Below are 17,674 nucleotides of genomic sequence, written 5' to 3'. Positions count from 1 at the left end.
GAGATGGATCATGCACATCGTTATTGCCGGAGCCTCAGGGCTGATCGGGACCCACTTGTCCGCAACGCTGCGATTGGCTGGCCATGACGTGACCACCCTCGTCCGGCGCGAGCCCACATCCGCGGCCGAAGTCCGCTGGGACCCGGCAGCGCATCGGCTGGACCCCCTGGCCTTGGCCGGAGCGGACACCGTGATCAACCTCGCCGGTGCCGGGATCGGGGACAGACCCTGGACCAGGCGCCGCATCGACGAGCTGTTGACTTCGCGGTTGGCTGCCACCGGCACTCTGACCGCCGCCATGGCCACGCTTGACAGCCCGCCGCGCACGTTTATCAGCCAGTCGGCGTCCGGGTACTACGGCGATTCGGGGTCCGCCCAACTCCGGGAGGGTGCGTCGCCGGGTTCGGGCGTTCTGTCCCGAATCTGCGTCGAATGGGAGGCGGCCGCGCATCAGGCGCCGCCCGGTGTCCGCGTGGTCACCCCACGCACCGGGGTTGTCCTCAGCCCCGCAGGTGGCGCACTGGGTCCGATGCTGCCGCTGCTTCGCCTCGGTCTGGGCGGTCCACTCGGCCACGGCAGGCAGTACTGGCCGTGGATTACGCTTCCGGACGTCGCCGCGGCCTTTATGTTCCTCGCCGACACCGGGTTGCACGGACCGGTCAATGTCTGCGCCCCTGAAAGCGCTGACGTCAACGCATTGATCGGCGCGCTGGCATCCGCGCTCCATCGGCCGGCATTTTTCCGGGTACCGTCGCCGGCCCTGCGCCTGGTGATGGGGCATCTGGCCGACGAACTTATCCTGTCCAGCCAGCGGATGGAACCGGCGGCCCTCGAGGCAGCCGGCTTCACGTGGCAACACCCGTCACTGGCCGAGGCTGCCGCCTGGGTGGCCGGCAAGCACTGAGCCTCTGTCAGTGGGCTGGGCAAACGCGCTGAGGCAACCCGTCAGGACCCCGGCAGGACATCCGAAATCCGCCAGCGGCCGTCCACGGAGACCAACACCAGCCGGAGGCTCTGTGCGGCCACCGGCGCGCCCGTTGCCACGGCGGTTCCGGTCGCATTCCTTTCCTCATAGGGCGACGTGGCGGACGTGACGCTGACAACAACCTGGCCGGACGGACTGCCGGGCTGGACCTGCAGGTTCGATACGGAAGTGGTGAAGCCGGCCAGGACGTGGCCGGACCCCTGGAGTTCAGCCTTGAGGCCTGCGTCCGCGGCAGAGGCCGCCGATCCCGGAGCATTAACCATGTCCAGCAGCTCCAGCCGGCCGGAGCTGAACGCCAGGGACCTCACAGCGGCCAGTCCCCGGACTGCGTCGAGCGGGTCGGCCGAATCCAGCTGCACCGCGGCGGCGGCCGGGACGCCTGCCGCGGCGAGCATGGTGTCCGCCTCTCCGGTATCCGCGCTCTCCGCGTCCGCCAGCCCACGGGTCCTTTCACCGGCAGCCACCACCTCTGGTCCAGCGGGTAGGGCCCACGGTCCGCCTGCCCCAAAGGCGCCGGCGGCCCATGTAACGCCTGCCAGGATGGCAACGGCTCCCGACGCCAGCGGCACGGTTCCCCGGTTGCGGCCGGCCCTCCCCACACGCCCAACTCGCCGGTTCGCGACGGCGTCCACTGACTTCCGGGACGGCACAGCCCGACGTTTCGCCCCGGGGATTGGTTCTTGATCGTTTGAGCCAGGTTCCACGGCATGCCTGCCGCGCGGCGCCGTCTTTTCACCGTCGACCGCATGGACCGGCGAGGCCTGACTGCCGGCCTCTCGCGCCCTGGCCTCCGGTAGGCGGAGCATTGGCTCGCGAACCACTGGCATCTCCCTTTCGTCCGCAGCCGGGAACGGAAGGACCTGCCGAGCCCCCACCAGCCCGGACCACCGCGACGTCGAGATCCGGCGCCGCCAGGCCTGGAGGCCACGCCGGAGCGCGCCATGGGGACGTTCCGGGACGCGGCGCCGCGTCAGCAGCTGCGGAATAACCGTGGCGTGGACCGAGGAAGCGAGGTCCACCGGCAGCGGCGGGGCACTGCGGTAGACCGCCGTCGCCAGCTCAACAGCCGTGGGTCGCAGCCGCCTGTCCTCATTGAGTCCCGCCTCCAAGGCAGCGGCCAGCTCGGCTGGAACGTCAGGGAGCAGGAGCGAGAGGGGTGGGCGATCAGCAGTCCGGCGTGGCGGCTGGCCCGTAAGGCAGTACCACCCCAGTGCCGCCACCGAATAGACGTCACGTTCCGGCTGCAGCCCGGCCCTTACGGCGTCTACCGGTGCCGGATCCATAAACCCCGCGGTGCCATGGTCCGGCACCACTGAAACATCACCCACCATCCGTGCAATGCCGACATCGGAGAGCATCGGCTTGCCATGCCCCGTAAAGAGGACGTTCCCGGGCGATACGTCACCGTGGGTGAACCCCTGGCCGTGCAGGTAGCCAAGTACCTGGGCAACAGGGGTGAGCACCGTGACCGTCTCCCCAATGGTGAGCTTGCCCCTGCTGCCGACCAAGTCTCCGAGGGAACCGCCAGGTGCGTAATCCAGCAGCAGCCCTATTGACCCTCCGCCCGACCCCGCTGATCCCGCCGAACGGTGAAAACGGACGGCGTCGTGTGCCTTGATCAGGTGCTGATGGCAGAGGACAGAAAGAATACGGATTTCACGGCGGATGGCTTCCTCGGCCTCGCCCCCGGGCTCCCTGCCTTCGCCGCGACCGGCCACCCCGGCGGGCCCTTCACCAAGGCATTTCAGGGCAAACTCCCGGCCGGACCTCTCTTCGGATACCAGCCACACTGTTGAACTACCGCCGCGGCCCAAGATGCGGCCCACAAGGAAACCTGGAACCACCGGGGCAGTGAAATCATCCATGACTCATGTCTAGCGGAATCGAGGAATGCCTGCAGAAGTTATCCACAGGCCACGGGCATTCACTGGATCCGCCGGTGGCATGAGAGCTCCGCCACTATAGCCGGATCCCTCGCGGATCGGGGTCTAAGCTGGACGGCATGACTCTTGAGTTTTCACAGGTGGGTCTCGCCCCGGATTTCGTTGACTACACCCGCGGCTGGGATCTGCAGCGCGTGATCCACGGCAAGGTCGTCGCAGCCGAGGCTCCCAGTACCGTCCTCATCCTTGAACATGCCGCCGTCTACACAGCCGGCAAGCTCACAGAAGAGCACGAGCGCCCCTTGGACGGTACGCCTGTTGTGGCGGTGGACCGCGGCGGCAAGCTCACCTGGCACGGCCCCGGCCAGCTGATCGCGTATCCGATTCTCAAGCTGAAGAACCGGTCAGGCATCCGAGACTATGTTGAGCGGCTTGAAGCGGTCATGATCGCCGTTATTGCCGACTATGGCATCAACGCTGAGCGCATCAAGGGACGGGCCGGCGTGTGGATCACCGCTGACAGCAAAGGCCCGGACCGGAAGATTGCAGCGATCGGCATCCGCGTCCTGGACGGGGTCACAATGCACGGCGTCGCCATCAACTGCAACAATGATCTGGCGCCTTATGCCCAGATCATCGCCTGTGGCATCACCGACGCCAGCGTCACCACAATGTCCATCGAAACCGGCAGGAACATCGCCCCGGGCGATATCGCTGACCGGTTCATGGAAGAATTTCGCAAGCACGAAGAAGCACTCGTTTCAAGCCCTGAGGGAGCACTCCTGTGACACTGGCACCAGAAGGCCGGAAGCTGCTGCGCGTTGAGCAGCGGAACTCTGCAGTACCTGTGGAGCGGAAGCCGGAGTGGATCAAGGCGAAGGTCCAGATGGGTCCGGAGTATGTCCAGCTCAAGAACCTGGTCAAGAAGGAAGGCCTGCACACGGTGTGTGAGGAGGCCGGCTGCCCGAACATTTTTGAGTGCTGGGAAGACAAGGAAGCCACGTTCCTGATCGGCGGGTCCGAATGCACCCGCCGCTGTGATTTTTGCCAGATCGATACGGGCAAGCCTTCCCCGGTGGACATGTTTGAGCCCACGAAGGTGGCCCGCTCGGTCCTGGCGATGCAGCTGCGCTACGCCACCGTGACGGGGGTGGCCCGGGATGATCTGGCCGATGAGGGTGTGTGGCTGTACGCCGAGACGGTCCGGAAGATCCACGAGCTGAACCCGGGCACCGGCGTCGAACTGTTGATCCCTGACTTTTCCGGCAAGCCCGAGCACATTGAGGCGATCTGCGATTCCAAGCCCGAGGTCTTCGCGCACAACGTGGAGACGGTGCCCAGGATTTTCAAGCGGATCCGGCCGGCGTTCCGGTATGAGCGGTCCCTGGATGTCATCACCCAGGGCCGGAAGCTCGGGATGGTGACGAAGTCGAACCTGATCCTGGGCATGGGCGAGACCCGTGAGGAGATCTCCGAGGCGCTGCGGGACCTGCACGAGGCCGGCTGCGACCTGATCACCATCACCCAGTACCTCCGCCCGTCCGAACGGCACCTGCCGGTGGACCGGTGGGTCAAGCCGCAGGAGTTTGTGGACCTGCAGGACGAGGCCAAGGAGATCGGCTTCCTCGGCGTCATGTCCGGGCCGCTGGTCCGTTCCTCGTACCGGGCCGGCCGGCTCTGGGCCACCGCGATGCGGAAGAAGGGCTGGGAAATCCCGGCCCAGCTCGCCCACATCGAGTCCTCCGGCAGCACCCGCCAGGAAGCCAGCTCACTGCTCGCCGCACATTCCTAAGCCGTAGTTTGGTATCCCTGGGGGCCGGCGCTGGACATTCTCCGGCGTCCGGCCCTCAGGCATAAATCACGTAGAATTGAGGAACTATGGCGAACTCCCCTGATTCCAGTAACAGCACTCCGGCGGCCTCTGACGCCCCGAAGCGTGGCCTCTTCTCGCGCAAGCCAAAAGAAGCAAAGGTCAAGAAGCCCAGCCGGCTCAAGCAGATCGGCGAAGTCTTTAACATGACTCGCCGCCATGATCCCATGGTCCCGTGGCTGATGCTGCTGGTTTTCCTGGGTGTTGTGGCTGTCAGCTTCCTGGTGGGTTTTTGGCTGGAGAACTGGATCACCGGCCTGCTCATCGGCATTCCGCTGGGCCTCCTCGGCGCCACCCTGATTCTCTCGCGTCGTGCCGAACGCGCCGCCTTCGCCCAGATCGAGAACCAGCCGGGAGCCTCAGGCGCGGCACTGGGCACACTCAAGCGCGGCTGGATCACCGAGGACCAACCGGTCGCCGTAAACCCCCGCACGCAGGACGCCGTGTTCCGCGCCGTCGGACGTCCCGGCGTCGTCCTTGTCAGCGAAGGCCCCACCATCCGCGTTAAGCCGATGCTCGACGCGGAGCGTAAGCGCCTTGCCCGCATCCTCCCGAACGTTACGGTCCATTTGATCGAAAGTGGCAAGGGTGAGGGCCAGGTCCCCATCAGCCAGGTAGCGAAGAAGATGGGCAAGCTCAAGAACGAACTGACCAAACTTGAGGTGAATGCAGTTTCCAAGCGCATTTCCTCGCTGGGTAACCGCCTCCCGATTCCCAAGGGCATCGACCCCTACAAAGCGCGTCCCAACCGCGGACGCTAAGACTCTCGAACCGCCCTGGTTCCGGCTCGCCGGAACCAGGGCGGTTTTTGTCTGCCGGACGCCGCCCACCAGGCGGGCACAGTGATTGGAAGTAGCTACATGACGATTCCCGTTAGAACCCTCGTTATCCGGACCTTCCGCGTCCTGGCGGTTGCCGAAGGCTTCAGCTGGGCTGCGCTCCTGGCGGGCATGTACTTCAAGTGGATCGCCAAGACCACCGAACTGGGCGTGGAGATCGCCGGCCCCATCCACGGTGCGCTGTTTGTGGGCTACGGCATCGCCGCCCTCGCCCTGTGGCGGATCCAGCGGTGGCCCTTCGTGGTGGCCCTGTTCGCAGGACTGTCGGCAGTGTTCCCGTTCGCCACTGTCGCGTTCGAACGCTGGGCCGGAAAGCGCGGCTACCTGACGCCACGCATGCGCGTTCCTGCCGAGACAAAGGAAACGGCGGCGGTCTGACCCCGCACCGCCCTGGATTCCGCGCGCGAGGTGCCGGCAAACCGCCGTCGCCAGGTTCCTGATTGCTGCTAGCGCCGGACGAGGACAGTATTCATCGCCTTGTCGTGCAGTCCCCGCTGGTCCGGATCAAAAATTACGGCAGGAATGACCAGGCACAGCAGCACTGACCTCACCGCGGCGGCCATCGGGCCAGCGGGTCCGCCACCCAGGCGCAGCACCTGGATCCCGGCCACGCGGTGGCCGATGCTGTAACCAAGGGTGCCAATGAGCAGTATCTGTTCAGCGGCGAATACCGCCAGCGTGGCCCAGGCGTCACCGCCAAAGGCGAAATTGCTGATCAGCAGGGCGATCCCCCAGTCAAGAACGATGGCGAGAATGCGCCTGCCTGCCCTGGCCATGGAGCCGGAACCGGATTCGGGCATTCCCAAGCGCTCCCCCGGGTACCTTGAGATGCCGGACGTGTCCGGTCCGCTGAGCCAGGAGCCAATGTCATTGCGATCTACCACCGTCCAAGCTTACCGACTCACCGCCGACCACAGAGTGGAAACCGTTGGACCGCACTACGGGCACCGGATAGCGTTACCTGATCAGGACAATTCTGTAACCTGAACAGGGCATTCTGTAACCTGCCCGAAACAATGTGGACACTGGCGGGAAATGACGTGTCCATAGGCTGATAGAAGTTTCAAGCAATACCTGCCAAGCAGGGAAACTTGGTTTCCCTGCCCTTCGGATTGCGCTGGATCAGTTGGCTTGCCAGCCAGTTATTACATATGCGTAAGGAGCATAGATGTTCAAGACTGCGGACGAAGTCCTCAAGTTCATCAAGGACGAAGAAATTAAATTCGTCGATATCCGCTTCACCGACCTCCCTGGTGTGCAGCAGCACTTCAACGTGCCGGCAAAGAGCGTCGACGCGGACTTCTTCATCAACGGCCAGCTCTTCGATGGTTCCTCCATCCGCGGTTTCCAGGGCATCGCCGAATCCGACATGCAGCTGATCCCGGACGTTACCACCGCATTCCTGGATACCTTCCGCATGGAGAAGACCCTTGCGCTGAACTTCTCCATCGTGAACCCCCGCACCGGAGACCCTTACCACCGCGATCCCCGTGGCGTAGCCGAAAAGGCTGAGGCCTACCTCGCCTCCACGGGCATCGCCGACACCGCGTTCTTCGCTCCGGAAGCCGAATTCTTCGTCTTCGACAACGTCCAGTACCAGTCCTCCCCCGAGGGCAGCTTCTACAAGATCGACTCCGAAGAAGCGCACTGGAACACCGGCCGCGAAGAAGAGGGCGGAAACCTCGGCTACAAGACCCCCATCAAGGGCGGCTACTTCCCGGTTTCCCCCACCGACAAGCAGGCTGACCTCCGTGACGCCATGTGCGTCGCCCTGGATGAGGCAGGCCTCGAGGTCGAGCGCAGCCACCACGAGGTAGGCTCCGCCGGCCAGGCTGAAATCAACTACAAGTTCACCACCCTGACCCACGCCGCAGACGACCTGCAGAAGTTCAAGTACGTCGTCAAGAACACGGCCGATGCCTGGGGCAAGTCCGTGACCTTCATGCCGAAGCCGGTCTTTGGCGACAACGGTTCGGGCATGCACTGCCACCAGTCGCTGTGGACCAATGGCGAGCCGCTGTTCTACGACGAAAAGGGCTACGCTGGCCTGTCCGACATGGCCCGCTGGTACATCGGTGGCCTGCTGAAGCACTCCTCAGCCGTCCTCGCCTTCACCAACCCGACGGTGAACTCCTACCGCCGCCTGGTCAAGGGCTTCGAAGCTCCGGTCAACATGGTGTACTCGCAGGGCAACCGCTCCGCCGGTATCCGCATCCCCATCACGGGCTCCAACCCCAAGGCCAAGCGCATCGAGTTCCGCGCTCCGGACCCCTCGTCCAACCCGTACCTGGCCTTTGCTGCCCAGCTGATGGCCGGCATTGACGGCATCCGCAACCGCATCGAACCGCCGGCTCCGATCGACAAGGACCTCTACGAGCTGCCCGCCGAGGAAGCCAAGGACATCCCGAAGGCTCCGGGTTCGCTGGAAGAGGCACTGGAGGCGCTGCGCGAGGACAACGAGTTCCTGCAGGCCGGTGGCGTGTTCACCCAGGACCTGATCGACACCTGGATCGAGTACAAGTACGAGTACGAGATCCGTCCGCTGTCCCTGCGCCCGAACCCGTACGAGTTCGAGCTCTACTACGGCGTCTAGCCAGATCCGCGGCTGAACCCGTTCAGTCCGCCAAAGAGTCCGCCCGGGCCGCCAGCATCAGTGCTGCGGCCCGGGCGGACTTTTTTGTCCCAAAGGTGGAGGCTGGCTCCAGACGTGCTGAGACCAGGAACCAGCCCCCTGACATGTGCTCCCCGAGACGAAGACTTTTCAAGCCTTCCCCCCAACAAGGTTTGAAGAACACCGCCAATCCACATGATCGGTCAATGCGGGGCCGGAGGCAATGCCCGGCCGCCGTGTCTGGGCGAATTATCCCGTAAAGCTCCGGTACATGGTCCGTTGCGGTCCGGAACTGCCGCCCAGGTACTGCCCCTGGTCCGCAAAGCCGGCAGTCCTGTACGCGGCCAGCCCGGCGGGGTTGGTTTCGTTGACGGAAAGCACGACGCCGGCCTCGTGGGTTCCACGCCTGGCGGTCAGTTTCGCGGCGGCCTCCACTGCGGACGATGCCGCCAGCGGTCCTAGGCCTTGCCCCTGGTGGCGCCTGTCGATCAGGAAACCGCGTAGCAGCCACGCAGAATCCTCGTCCGGCCAGCCGGCCAAGCGCGCGGCACCGGCCTGGAGGGTCAGCACGCCAACAGCGTAGCCCGCAGCCTCCACGACATAGGGGAACCGCGAATCCTCCTCCAGTCCCGCCAGGACCATGCGGAGCGGGTCACCAACGAAGCTGCTTTGTCCTGGGCCCAGTTCAAGGTTGGCTACCTCACCCAGTTGGATGGCAAGGGCATCACCGTCGAGGTCATCCAGGGCGATGAGCCAAACCGAATCCACCCGGGTTTTCAGGTCGGCTGTCCTTCTGATCCGTCGGGAGCCCCGTCGTCGGCCGATGGACCGGCAGGGTCCATCCAGAGGACCTCCCACAGGTGCCCGTCCGGGTCCTGGAAACTGTGGTTGTACATAAAGCCGTAGTCCTGGACCTCCTGCGACGGGGCGCCGCCGGCGGCCAACGCCTTGCGTACGGTTGCGTCGACGTCTTCCTTGCTGTCCACCGAAAAGGCCATGATGGCCTCGGTGGAACTGGTCGCATCGGCCACGTCCCTGGAGGTGAAGGTCTTGAAGAAGCCCTCTACCAGGAGCATAACAAAGGCGTTGTCGTTGATGATCATGCAGGTCGCGTTCTCGTCGGTGTAGTCCGGGTTGAACGAGAAGCCCAAAGCGGTGAAGAAATCGACGGACCGTTTCAGGTCCTTAACGGGCAGGTTCACGTAAATTTGCGTTGCCATGGCCCCCAACCTAGCACCGCACCTCTCCGGCTGTCTGCAGCCTTCCGGGCAGGATTCAAACAGCCGCTAATGGCCGTAGAAGGCCTTCTCGAACACGCCCCGGGCCCGCCGGCTCAGGCGGAGGTAGTCCTCTTCCAGGGCGGCCGCGTGGCCTGGTTCGTAGCCGCACCAGCGGGCCACCGCCTCCAGGTCCCCCCGTGCGGATGGCAGCAGGTCCGACGCCCTGCCGCTCCAGATGACGTTGGCGGACCGGATCCGGCTGGCGAGCCGCCACGCGTCGGCCAGCAGCTTCGCGTCGGCAGCCGTGAGCAGGTTCAGCGAAGCCGCTGCTTCAAGCGCCGCCAGCGTGGACGTTGTCCGCAGTTCCGGGTGCTTGGCCGCGTGCTGGAGCTGAAGGAGCTGCACCAGCCATTCGACGTCGCTCAGTCCTCCGCGGCCAAGCTTCAGGTGGCGTGCGGGGTCGGCGCCGCGCGGCAACCGCTCCGCTTCCACCCGCGCTTTGACCCTGCGCACCTCCCGGACATCCTGTTCTGAAATCGACTCCGGGTACCTGATCGGGTCGATGAGGGCCAGGAAGTCCTCAGCCAGGGCGTCGTCACCCGCCATGGGCCGGGCCCGCAGCAGCGCCTGCGCTTCCCAGATCAACGACCAGCGGCGGTAATACTCGGCGAACGAATCGAGGGAGCGGACCATGGCGCCGTTTTTGCCTTCGGGCCGAAGATCGGCGTCCATCTGCAGCACCCGTTCGGCCATGATCGCCGGCTTAAGCGGCTGGGTGAGCAGGCTGGACACCTTGGCCACAATCCGGGCCGCCTGATCCTGTGCTTCCTCGTCGGTGAAGCCCGGCAACGCGCGGTGCACGTACATCACGTCGGCATCAGAGCCGTAGCCGATCTCGCGGCCGCCCTGCCGGCCCATGGCCACCACCAGCAGCGCGGTCTTCAGCGGTCCCTCGGCGGAAACGATGCCTTCGGCCACACGCAGGGCGCCAAGCACCGCTGCCCGGTCCGTGTCCGCCAGCGCCGCGCCCACCTGGTCCTGGTTGAGCATCCCGGCAGAATCGGCGATCGCGATCCGGAGGATCTCCCGGCGCCTGATCAGCCTGATCAGCCTGATGGCGTTTTCCGGGTCCGAGTGCCGGGACATCTTGGCCGTGATCTCCTGCCATTGGGCTTCAAAGCCCAACGGCACAAGGTCCTTGTTGGTACCCAGCCATGCCACCGATTCCGGCGAAACTTCCAGAAGGTCCGCAATCAGCCGTGAGTTGGAGAGCACGTGGCATAGCCGTTCAGCGGCCGCCGTGGAATCCCGGAGCATGCCCAGGTACCAGTGGGTGGTGCCGAGGGCTTCACTGACGCGCCGGAACGCGAGCAGGCCAGCATCGGGATCAACGCCTTCGGCGAGCCAGTCCAGCAGGATAGGCAGCAGCTGGCGTTGCAGGGCTGCCCGCCGGCTGACGCCGGCCGTGAGCGCCTCGATGTGCCGCATCGCCCCCTGTGGGTCGCGATAGCCCAGCGCGGCGAGGCGGCCCTGGGCGGCTTCAGGCGTCAGCCTGGCGTCCTCGCTGCTGAGTTTGGCCGCGGTGTTAAGCAACGGGCGGTAGAAAATTCGTTCGTGCAGTTCACGGACAGAGCGTTTGGTCTTCTGCCAGGTGGCCAGTAGCGAAGCCGGCGGCGGCCTGTCATTGGAGAAGGGGCTGAGCACAGCCTTCGCGAGGGCTCGCTGCGCCGCCTCGCTGACGGGCATCAGGTGCGTCCGCCGGAGCTGGAACAGCTGGATGCGGTGTTCCAGGAGGCGAAGGTACCGGTACGCGTGATCGAAAGCGGCGGCGTCGGTCCGGCCGATATAGCCCCCGGCCGAGAGTGCCGCGATGGCCGCGGTGGTATCCCTGCGCCGAATGGTTTCGTCGGATTTTCCGTGCACCAGCTGGAGCAGCTGCACGGTGAACTCCACGTCCCTGAGGCCGCCGCGGCCAAGCTTGATCTGCCGCTGCTCCTCCGCCGCCGGGATGTGCTCGGTAACCCTGCGGCGCATCGCCTGCACGGACTCCACGAACCCTTCACGGCCCGCGGAGCTCCAGATCAATGGGGCCACGGCCTTTTCGTAGCGCTCCCCCAAGTCCCTGTCACCGGCGATGGTCCGTGCCTTCAGGAGCGCCTGGAACTCCCAGCTTTCGGCCCAACGCGCGTAATAGCTTTCATGCGAAGCGAGGGTCCTGACCAAGGGGCCGGACTTGCCCTCCGGCCGTAGGTTGGCGTCCACTTCCCAGAGGCCGGGCTCGCGCGCCACCGAGGAGATGGCCCGGGAAATACCGGTGGCCAAAGCTGTGCCGATGGTGTTGGCACGGGCGTCGTCGAGGTCGCCGGCGTCGATCACGTAGATAACGTCGACGTCGGAAATATAGTTCAGTTCCCGCGCTCCGCATTTGCCCATCCCGATGACGGCCAGGCCAACTGCGGCCACTTCCCCGGCGCTGAACTGCTCAGCGACCTCGGCACGGGAAACTGCCAGCGCAGCTTCGATCGCGGCCCCCGCGAGGTCAGCGAGCTCAGCCCCGACGGCGGGCATAAAGTCCAGCGGGTCAGCGGCGCACATGTCCTTGACCGCCAGGTCCACCACCCCACGGCGGTAGGCCGAGCGCAACGCGGCATAAGCGTCGGTTCCGGTCATTCCCGCCACCGGCCGGGCTGACGCGGGCTCCGCGCGGACGGATTTCAGGAGGACAGATCGGAGCTGTTCCGGATCTGCCTGCAATGGCTCGGGACTGGTCGCGACGTCGAAGGCGTCGAGGTGTTCCGGGTGCCGGATGAGGAATTCCCCCAGCGCTTCGGAGGCCCCGAGTACCCGGTAGAGCGGCTCGCTGGTCTCCGGATCGGCCGCCGCCAGCTCCCGGAGGCCGGGGTGCTTTTCAATCAGCCGCACTAGAGACTGCAGGGCGGTGTCGGGGTTGGCGGCCAGCTGCAGGCCGGCGAAGATCCTGTCCGGGTCGAGGCCGTCCAGTTCCGGGGCAGCAAGGAAGCGCTCACCCTTCTCCAGGTCACTGAAGCCGGCTGAGATGAGGCGGCGTGCGAGGCTCACCGCCGCCTAGAGAATGCCGAGGTTGCGCTGGAGTTCGTAGGGCGTCACTTGGAGCCGGTAGTCCTGCCATTCGGCACGCTTGTTGCGCAGGAAGTGCTCGAAGACCTGCTCACCGAGGATCTGCGGCATCAGCTCCGAGTCCTCCATGGACCTGATGGCATCGTGAAGGCTGGCGGGTAGGGGGTCGTGGCCCATGGCACGGCGCTCGGCGGAGCTCAGTGACCAGACGTCGTCCTCTGCTGCGGCGGGCAGGTCGTAGCCTTCTTCAATCCCCTTCAGCCCGGCCCCCAGCAGGACGGCATAGGCAAGGTAGGGGTTCGCTGCCGAATCAATGCCACGGTATTCGATGCGGGCCGACTGGCCCTTGCCGGGCTTGTACAGCGGGACCCGGACCAGGGCCGAACGGTTGTTGTGGCCCCAGCTGAGGTAGCTCGGCGCTTCGCCGCCACCCCAAAGCCTCTTGTAGGAGTTCACAAACTGGTTGGTCACAGCTGTGAACTCTGGGGCGTGCTTCAGGATGCCCGCGATGAACTGGCGGGCGGTTTTGGAGAGCTGGAATTCGGCGCCCGCCTCATAAAATGCATTGGTGTCGCCCTCGAACAGCGAGAAGTGGGTGTGCATCCCGGAGCCGGGGTGGTCAGTGAAGGGCTTGGGCATAAACGTGGCGTAGGTGCCCTGCTGGAGGGCCACTTCCTTGATCACCGTGCGGAACGTCATGATGTTGTCCGCCGTTTGCAGGGCGTCCGCGTAGCGCAGGTCGATCTCGTTCTGGCCGGGACCGGCTTCATGGTGGCTGAACTCAACCGAAATACCCACGGATTCCAGCATGGTCACGGCCGTGCGGCGGAAATCCTGGGCCACGCCGCCGGGAACGTGGTCGAAGTAGCCACCTTCGTCAACGGGTATCGGCGCCCCGTCGGGCCCGGGCTGCTGGGACTTGAGGAGGTAGAACTCGATCTCCGGGTGCGTGTAGCACGTAAACCCCATGTCCGCGGCCTTGGCCAGCGTGCGCTTGAGGACATTGCGGGGGTCCGCGGCCGACGGTTCGCCGTCCGGAGTCAGGATGTCGCAGAACATGCGCGAAGTCTGTTCCGTCTCGCCACGCCAAGGCAGGATCTGGAACGTGGACGGATCCGGTTGCGCCAGCATGTCCGATTCGAACACGCGTGCCAGGCCTTCGATGGCTGAACCGTCGAAACCGAGCCCTTCTTCGAAGGCACCTTCAACCTCGGCCGGGGCGAGTGCCACCGATTTGAGTGAACCCACGACGTCGGTGAACCACAAACGTACGAACCGTACGTCGCGCTCCTCGATTGTGCGCAGGACAAACTCTTGCTGGCGGTCCATAATGGCCTCTTCTCCGGTCAATCGTTCATGCCCCGGGTCCGCGGAAGCGGCGGCCGGCAGCAGTTCACCTTCACTTTACTAAGCAATCGGCTCCCATGTGGGCGACGGCACCGCACGTAACACAGCGTTAACACAGCAACCATTGACGGCCGCGGTAACCAGTGGCAGAAATGGCCCGTGCAGGCCCCTGAATATGACGCGGATCACGGCCCGCCGGCCCGTCCACGGTGGCTATGCCTGCTGCTGCCGCATTACGCTCTTGCCATGGCCTCAACCAATAGCTCTGAGTCAAGCGCGTCCGCTGAAGTACACGCACCTTACGGAAACGGACCTGCACCGGTGCAGGCGCCGTCGTCGGAAGTAAACGCGAAGCCCGCACCCCGGGTGCGCATCCACCACCTGCAGCAGGCCAAGCGGGACGGCAAACGCTTCGCCATGCTGACCGCCTATGAGCAGTACAGCGCGGAGATCTTCGACCAGGCCGGTATCGAGGTGCTCCTGGTGGGCGATTCGGCATCCAACAACGTTTTCGGCAACGAGACCAGCCTGCCGGTCACGGTGGATGAACTCCTGCCCCTCTGCCGCGCCGTGGCACGGTCCGCAAAGCGCGCCCTTGTGGTGGCAGACCTGCCGTTCGGCAGTTACGAAGTATCGGCGCAGCAGGGTGTGGAAACAGGCGTCCGGTTCCTCAAGGAGGGGCTGGCCCATGCGGTCAAGATCGAGGGCGGACAATACTACGCGGAAACTGTCCGGGCCATGGTCCAGGCGGGCATCCCGGTCATGGCCCATATCGGCTTCACCCCCCAGAGTGAACACGCGCTGGGCGGTTACCGGGTCCAAGGCCGCGGGGATGATGCGCAGCGCCTGATTGACGACGCCGTGGCGCTGGCTGAGGCGGGGGCGTTCGCCGTCCTGATGGAAATGGTTCCAGCGGACACGGCAGCCGCCGTTGACGCGGCGGTCAGCGTGCCGACGGTGGGGATCGGCGCCGGCAATGCCACCACAGGGCAGGTGCTGGTGTGGCAGGACATGGCCGGGTTCCGCGGCGGCAGGATGGCGAAGTTCGTCAAGCAGTACGCCGACCTGCGCACGACGCTCAGTGACGCGGCGAAGGCGTACGGTGATGACGTCCGCTCAGGACAGTTCCCCGGCCCGGAACACTCCTTCTAGCGTCTGACGCACTCCCCAAGCTCGCCAGGGGCCCCTCGCGTGTCAGTCTTGGTCGTCCTGTTTGTCCCAGGCCTCGTTGCGGGCCCGGACCTTTTCGAGGGCATGTTCGGCCTCTTCCCGCGTTTTGTAGGGGCCGATCAGCTGGCTCCAGTCCGAGAGTGCGTCTTCCTCCACCTCGTGGGTGTTTACGTTGTACCAGTACTCAGTCATCGGTGCTCCTCGTTCCGGCTGGCGGCGGCCCGGCCGTGATCCACGTAACTTGAACGTCGATGCGGACAGCTTGGGGCTTCCAGTTACTTGGGCTAATGCGGTGCCTTATATGATCAATCTATGCCTTCCCTAGCCTCGACTGCACCTACCGGCACCCTGACCCGGGGAACCGTCAGCCCGCAGCTCCCCGTCCCCGCGTCCATCCCGCGCCCGGAATACGTGGGCAAGCCCGGACCGGCCAAGTTCACCGGCTCCGAGATCAAATCCGCCGAGACCGTTGAGAAAATCCGGATCGCCAGCCGGATCGCGGCACAGGCCATCGTTGAGGTGGGCAACCACATCAGGCCCGGAGTGACCACCGACCAGTTGGACAAGGTGGGCCACGAATTCCTGCTGGACCACAATGCCTACCCGTCCACACTGGGCTACCGCGGGTTCCCGAAGTCCCTGTGCTCCTCGCTCAATGAAGTGATCTGCCACGGCATCCCGGACAGCACGGTGGTCCAGGACGGCGACATCCTCAACATCGACATCACGGCTTTCATCAACGGCGTCCACGGCGACACGAACCACACGTTCCTGGTGGGTGACGTGGACAACGAATCACGCCTGCTGGTGGAGCGCACCCGGGAATCCCTCAACCGCGCCATCAAAGCCGTGGCCCCCGGCCGGGAGATCAACGTGATCGGCCGCGCCATCCAGTCCTACGCCAAGCGGTTCGGCTACGGCGTGGTGCGGGACTTCACCGGGCACGGCGTCGGCGAAGCGTTCCATACGGGTCTGATCATCCCGCACTATGATGCAGCGCCGGCCTACAACACGGTGATCGAGACCGGCATGGTGTTCACCATCGAACCCATGCTGACCCTCGGCACCGTCGAATGGGACATGTGGGAGGACGACTGGACAGTTGTCACCCGGGACCACAAGCGCACCGCCCAGTTTGAGCACACCCTGCTGGTAACAGAGGCCGGCGCCGAAATCCTCACGCTCCCCTGAAAATTTTTCCGGTCAGCCGTCCGGCCGACCAGCCCGCCCAGCCACGAACGGAACAACATTGGCCAAGAAGGACGAGAAGTCGCACAAGAACGCCCCGCTGATCGGCATTGACATCGGCGGCACGGGAATCAAGGGCGGCATTGTCGACCTGAAAAAGGGCAAGCTCCTGGGTGAGCGGTTCCGCGTACCTACGCCCCAGCCCGCCACCCCTGACGCCGTAGCCGACGTTGTGGCGCAGGTTGTTGCCGAGCTTTCAAGCCGCCCCGAGGCTCCGGCCGCGGACTCGCCGGTAGGAGTCACCTTCCCCGGCATCATCCAGCACGGCGTGGTCCATTCGGCGGCCAATGTGGACAAGAGCTGGCTCAACACCGATATTGACGCGTTGTTCACCGCACGGCTTGGCCGTCCGGTGGAGGTCATCAACGACGCCGACGCCGCTGGTCTGGCGGAAGCCCGTTATGGAGCGGGCAAGGGTGTGGACGGAACTGTCCTGGTCATCACCCTGGGCACCGGAATCGGCTCCGCATTCATCTTCGACGGCCGCCTCGTCCCCAACGCGGAACTGGGGCACCTGGAGATCGACGGCTTTGACGCCGAAAGCAAAGCCTCGGCCGTGGCCCGTGAACGGGACGGACTGACCTGGGAGGAATACAGCGTGCTGCTGCAGCGCTACTTCTCCCACGTGGAATTCCTCTTCTCGCCCGAACTGTTCATCGTGGGCGGCGGAATCTCCAAGCGCGCCGACGAATACCTGCCGCACATGAAACTGCGGACCCCGATCGTGCCGGCCGAACTCAAGAATGAGGCCGGGATCGTCGGCGCCGCCGTCGAGATTGCCGTGAAGCACAAGCTCACAAAATAACCGTGGGCTGACCGGCGCCGAGAGGCAGCCGGTGCCGGTGGTGGCGGCGGCTTCCCCTCCGCGGCCACCACCGGAGTTTAGAGGGGGCTCTTTTCGGAGCTCTTGGCGGACGGCGCCGGGCTTTGCGTGCCTTCTTCCGCTGATTCATGGCGGAGCAGTGCAATGGCGGTCTCGAAGTCCTCGAGGGATTCGAACGCCTGGTACACGCTGGCAAAGCGGAGGTAGGCCACCTGGTCAAGCTTCTGCAGCGGACCAAGGATGATCAGGCCAACTTCATGGGCGTCGATTTCGGCGGCGCCGGAAGCCCGTATCTGCTCCTCCACCTCTTGGGCAAGGAGCGCCAGGTCATCTTCGCTGACCGGCCTGCCCTGGCATGCCTTACGCACGCCGTTGATAACCTTGCTGCGGCTGAAGGGTTCACCCACCCCGGAGCGTTTGATCACCGAAAGGCTGGTGGTTTCGACGGTGGTGAACCTGCGGCCGCATTCCGGGCACTGCCGGCGGCGGCGGATGGCCGAGCCGTCATCGGCCATGCGGCTGTCCACAACACGGGAGTCCGGATTGCGGCAAAATGGACAGTACATGGTGTCCCCTCCCTCG

General features: G+C 64.9%; 17 protein-coding genes. 9 read left to right on the top strand and 8 right to left on the bottom strand.

Features of this window, described 5'->3' with window-relative positions:
* The first annotated feature begins 10 nt into the window (after positions 1-10).
* On the top strand, positions 11-904 hold the full coding sequence (locus tag ACZY1F_RS16530) for a TIGR01777 family oxidoreductase (protein ID WP_463943115.1): 894 nt from the start codon (positions 11-13) through the stop codon (positions 902-904).
* 41 nt (positions 905-945) lie between these two features.
* On the opposite strand, the gene ACZY1F_RS16525 is transcribed toward ACZY1F_RS16530, so the two are convergent.
* Positions 946-2,850 carry a serine/threonine protein kinase gene (locus ACZY1F_RS16525; RefSeq protein ID WP_463943113.1) on the bottom strand — a complete coding sequence of 635 codons (1,905 nt, stop codon included), beginning with the start codon at positions 2,848-2,850 and terminating at the stop codon, positions 946-948.
* Positions 2,851-2,987: 137 nt separating this feature from the next.
* Between ACZY1F_RS16525 and lipB the strand changes: the two genes are divergently transcribed.
* The 4 genes from lipB (at position 2,988) to ACZY1F_RS16505 (ending at position 5,955) form a co-directional block, all read left to right on the top strand.
* Complete coding sequence (gene lipB / locus ACZY1F_RS16520) at positions 2,988-3,656, top strand: lipoyl(octanoyl) transferase LipB (RefSeq protein ID WP_463943112.1); 669 nt, start codon at positions 2,988-2,990, stop codon at positions 3,654-3,656.
* On the top strand, positions 3,653-4,660 hold the full coding sequence (gene lipA / locus ACZY1F_RS16515; RefSeq protein WP_463943110.1) for a lipoyl synthase: 1,008 nt from the start codon (positions 3,653-3,655) through the stop codon (positions 4,658-4,660). The genes lipB and lipA overlap by 4 nt, the downstream gene beginning before the upstream one ends.
* Positions 4,661-4,746: 86 nt before the next feature.
* Positions 4,747-5,499 (top strand): DUF4191 domain-containing protein, encoded by a 753-nt coding sequence (locus ACZY1F_RS16510; protein WP_463913344.1) that lies wholly within the window; start codon positions 4,747-4,749, stop codon positions 5,497-5,499.
* A 99-nt stretch (positions 5,500-5,598) separates the two neighbouring features.
* Positions 5,599-5,955 (top strand): DUF3817 domain-containing protein, encoded by a 357-nt coding sequence (locus ACZY1F_RS16505; protein WP_463943109.1) that lies wholly within the window; start codon positions 5,599-5,601, stop codon positions 5,953-5,955.
* A 68-nt stretch (positions 5,956-6,023) separates the two neighbouring features.
* Here ACZY1F_RS16505 and ACZY1F_RS16500 read toward each other — a convergent pair whose 3' ends face one another.
* Positions 6,024-6,461 carry an RDD family protein gene (locus tag ACZY1F_RS16500; protein WP_463943108.1) on the bottom strand — a complete coding sequence of 146 codons (438 nt, stop codon included), beginning with the start codon at positions 6,459-6,461 and terminating at the stop codon, positions 6,024-6,026.
* A gap of 284 nt (positions 6,462-6,745) precedes the next feature.
* Between ACZY1F_RS16500 and glnA (ACZY1F_RS16495) the strand changes: the two genes are divergently transcribed.
* Positions 6,746-8,170 (top strand): type I glutamate--ammonia ligase, encoded by a 1,425-nt coding sequence (gene glnA, locus ACZY1F_RS16495; protein ID WP_463913336.1) that lies wholly within the window; start codon positions 6,746-6,748, stop codon positions 8,168-8,170.
* A gap of 267 nt (positions 8,171-8,437) precedes the next feature.
* Here the strand turns inward: glnA (ACZY1F_RS16495) and ACZY1F_RS16490 are convergent, their stop codons facing one another.
* The 4 genes from ACZY1F_RS16490 to glnA (ACZY1F_RS16475) all read right to left on the bottom strand — a co-directional run bounded on the left by ACZY1F_RS16490 (position 8,438) and on the right by glnA (ACZY1F_RS16475) (position 13,833).
* The gene (locus tag ACZY1F_RS16490) at positions 8,438-8,956 is read right to left on the bottom strand and encodes a GNAT family N-acetyltransferase (protein WP_463943107.1); all 519 of its coding nucleotides are present in this window, start codon (positions 8,954-8,956) and stop codon (positions 8,438-8,440) included.
* 8 nt (positions 8,957-8,964) lie between these two features.
* On the bottom strand, positions 8,965-9,408 hold the full coding sequence (locus tag ACZY1F_RS16485) for a VOC family protein (RefSeq protein ID WP_463943106.1): 444 nt from the start codon (positions 9,406-9,408) through the stop codon (positions 8,965-8,967).
* Between the two features lie 66 nt (positions 9,409-9,474).
* Positions 9,475-12,486: a bifunctional [glutamine synthetase] adenylyltransferase/[glutamine synthetase]-adenylyl-L-tyrosine phosphorylase gene (locus ACZY1F_RS16480; RefSeq protein ID WP_463943104.1), complete on the bottom strand. Its 3,012-nt coding sequence runs from the start codon at positions 12,484-12,486 to the stop codon at positions 9,475-9,477.
* A gap of 6 nt (positions 12,487-12,492) precedes the next feature.
* A complete protein-coding gene (gene glnA / locus ACZY1F_RS16475) occupies positions 12,493-13,833 on the bottom strand; it encodes a type I glutamate--ammonia ligase (protein ID WP_248761644.1) in 1,341 nt (446 codons plus the stop codon).
* 264 nt (positions 13,834-14,097) lie between these two features.
* Between glnA (ACZY1F_RS16475) and panB the strand changes: the two genes are divergently transcribed.
* Entirely contained in the window at positions 14,098-15,003 is a 906-nt protein-coding gene (gene panB, locus ACZY1F_RS16470; protein WP_463943102.1) for a 3-methyl-2-oxobutanoate hydroxymethyltransferase, read from the top strand.
* Positions 15,004-15,045: 42 nt separating this feature from the next.
* On the opposite strand, the gene ACZY1F_RS16465 is transcribed toward panB, so the two are convergent.
* Positions 15,046-15,213 carry an SPOR domain-containing protein gene (locus tag ACZY1F_RS16465; RefSeq protein WP_141140108.1) on the bottom strand — a complete coding sequence of 56 codons (168 nt, stop codon included), beginning with the start codon at positions 15,211-15,213 and terminating at the stop codon, positions 15,046-15,048.
* A 120-nt stretch (positions 15,214-15,333) separates the two neighbouring features.
* Here ACZY1F_RS16465 and map point away from each other — a divergent pair, with 120 nt between their 5' ends.
* Positions 15,334-16,212 (top strand): type I methionyl aminopeptidase, encoded by an 879-nt coding sequence (gene map, locus ACZY1F_RS16460; protein ID WP_463943100.1) that lies wholly within the window; start codon positions 15,334-15,336, stop codon positions 16,210-16,212.
* Between the two features lie 58 nt (positions 16,213-16,270).
* Positions 16,271-17,074: a polyphosphate--glucose phosphotransferase gene (ppgK, locus tag ACZY1F_RS16455; RefSeq protein ID WP_463943099.1), complete on the top strand. Its 804-nt coding sequence runs from the start codon at positions 16,271-16,273 to the stop codon at positions 17,072-17,074.
* A 77-nt stretch (positions 17,075-17,151) separates the two neighbouring features.
* Here ppgK and nrdR read toward each other — a convergent pair whose 3' ends face one another.
* Positions 17,152-17,658, bottom strand: a complete 507-nt coding sequence (gene nrdR / locus ACZY1F_RS16450) for a transcriptional regulator NrdR (protein WP_463913318.1) — start codon at positions 17,656-17,658, stop codon at positions 17,152-17,154.
* Between the last annotated feature and the right edge of the window lie 16 nt (positions 17,659-17,674).

The organism is Pseudarthrobacter xylosi (genome assembly GCF_055412765.1).
Note: the sequence above shows the minus strand (reverse complement) of the source record. Positions and strands in the feature narration are given on the sequence as shown.

Excerpts from the sequence above, each read along its gene's own strand:
- ACZY1F_RS16530 (WP_463943115.1), top strand. The coding sequence starts at position 11 with ATGCACATCGTTATTGCCGGAGCCTCAGGGCTGATCGGGACCCACTTG.
- ACZY1F_RS16525 (WP_463943113.1), bottom strand. The coding sequence starts at position 2,850 with ATGGATGATTTCACTGCCCCGGTGGTTCCAGGTTTCCTTGTGGGCCGC.
- lipB (WP_463943112.1), top strand. The coding sequence starts at position 2,988 with ATGACTCTTGAGTTTTCACAGGTGGGTCTCGCCCCGGATTTCGTTGAC.
- ACZY1F_RS16510 (WP_463913344.1), top strand. The coding sequence starts at position 4,747 with ATGGCGAACTCCCCTGATTCCAGTAACAGCACTCCGGCGGCCTCTGAC.
- ACZY1F_RS16505 (WP_463943109.1), top strand. The coding sequence starts at position 5,599 with ATGACGATTCCCGTTAGAACCCTCGTTATCCGGACCTTCCGCGTCCTG.
- glnA (WP_463913336.1), top strand. The coding sequence starts at position 6,746 with ATGTTCAAGACTGCGGACGAAGTCCTCAAGTTCATCAAGGACGAAGAA.
- ACZY1F_RS16485 (WP_463943106.1), bottom strand. The coding sequence starts at position 9,408 with ATGGCAACGCAAATTTACGTGAACCTGCCCGTTAAGGACCTGAAACGG.
- glnA (WP_248761644.1), bottom strand. The coding sequence starts at position 13,833 with ATGGACCGCCAGCAAGAGTTTGTCCTGCGCACAATCGAGGAGCGCGAC.
- panB (WP_463943102.1), top strand. The coding sequence starts at position 14,098 with ATGGCCTCAACCAATAGCTCTGAGTCAAGCGCGTCCGCTGAAGTACAC.
- ACZY1F_RS16465 (WP_141140108.1), bottom strand. The coding sequence starts at position 15,213 with ATGACTGAGTACTGGTACAACGTAAACACCCACGAGGTGGAGGAAGAC.
- map (WP_463943100.1), top strand. The coding sequence starts at position 15,334 with ATGCCTTCCCTAGCCTCGACTGCACCTACCGGCACCCTGACCCGGGGA.
- nrdR (WP_463913318.1), bottom strand. The coding sequence starts at position 17,658 with ATGTACTGTCCATTTTGCCGCAATCCGGACTCCCGTGTTGTGGACAGC.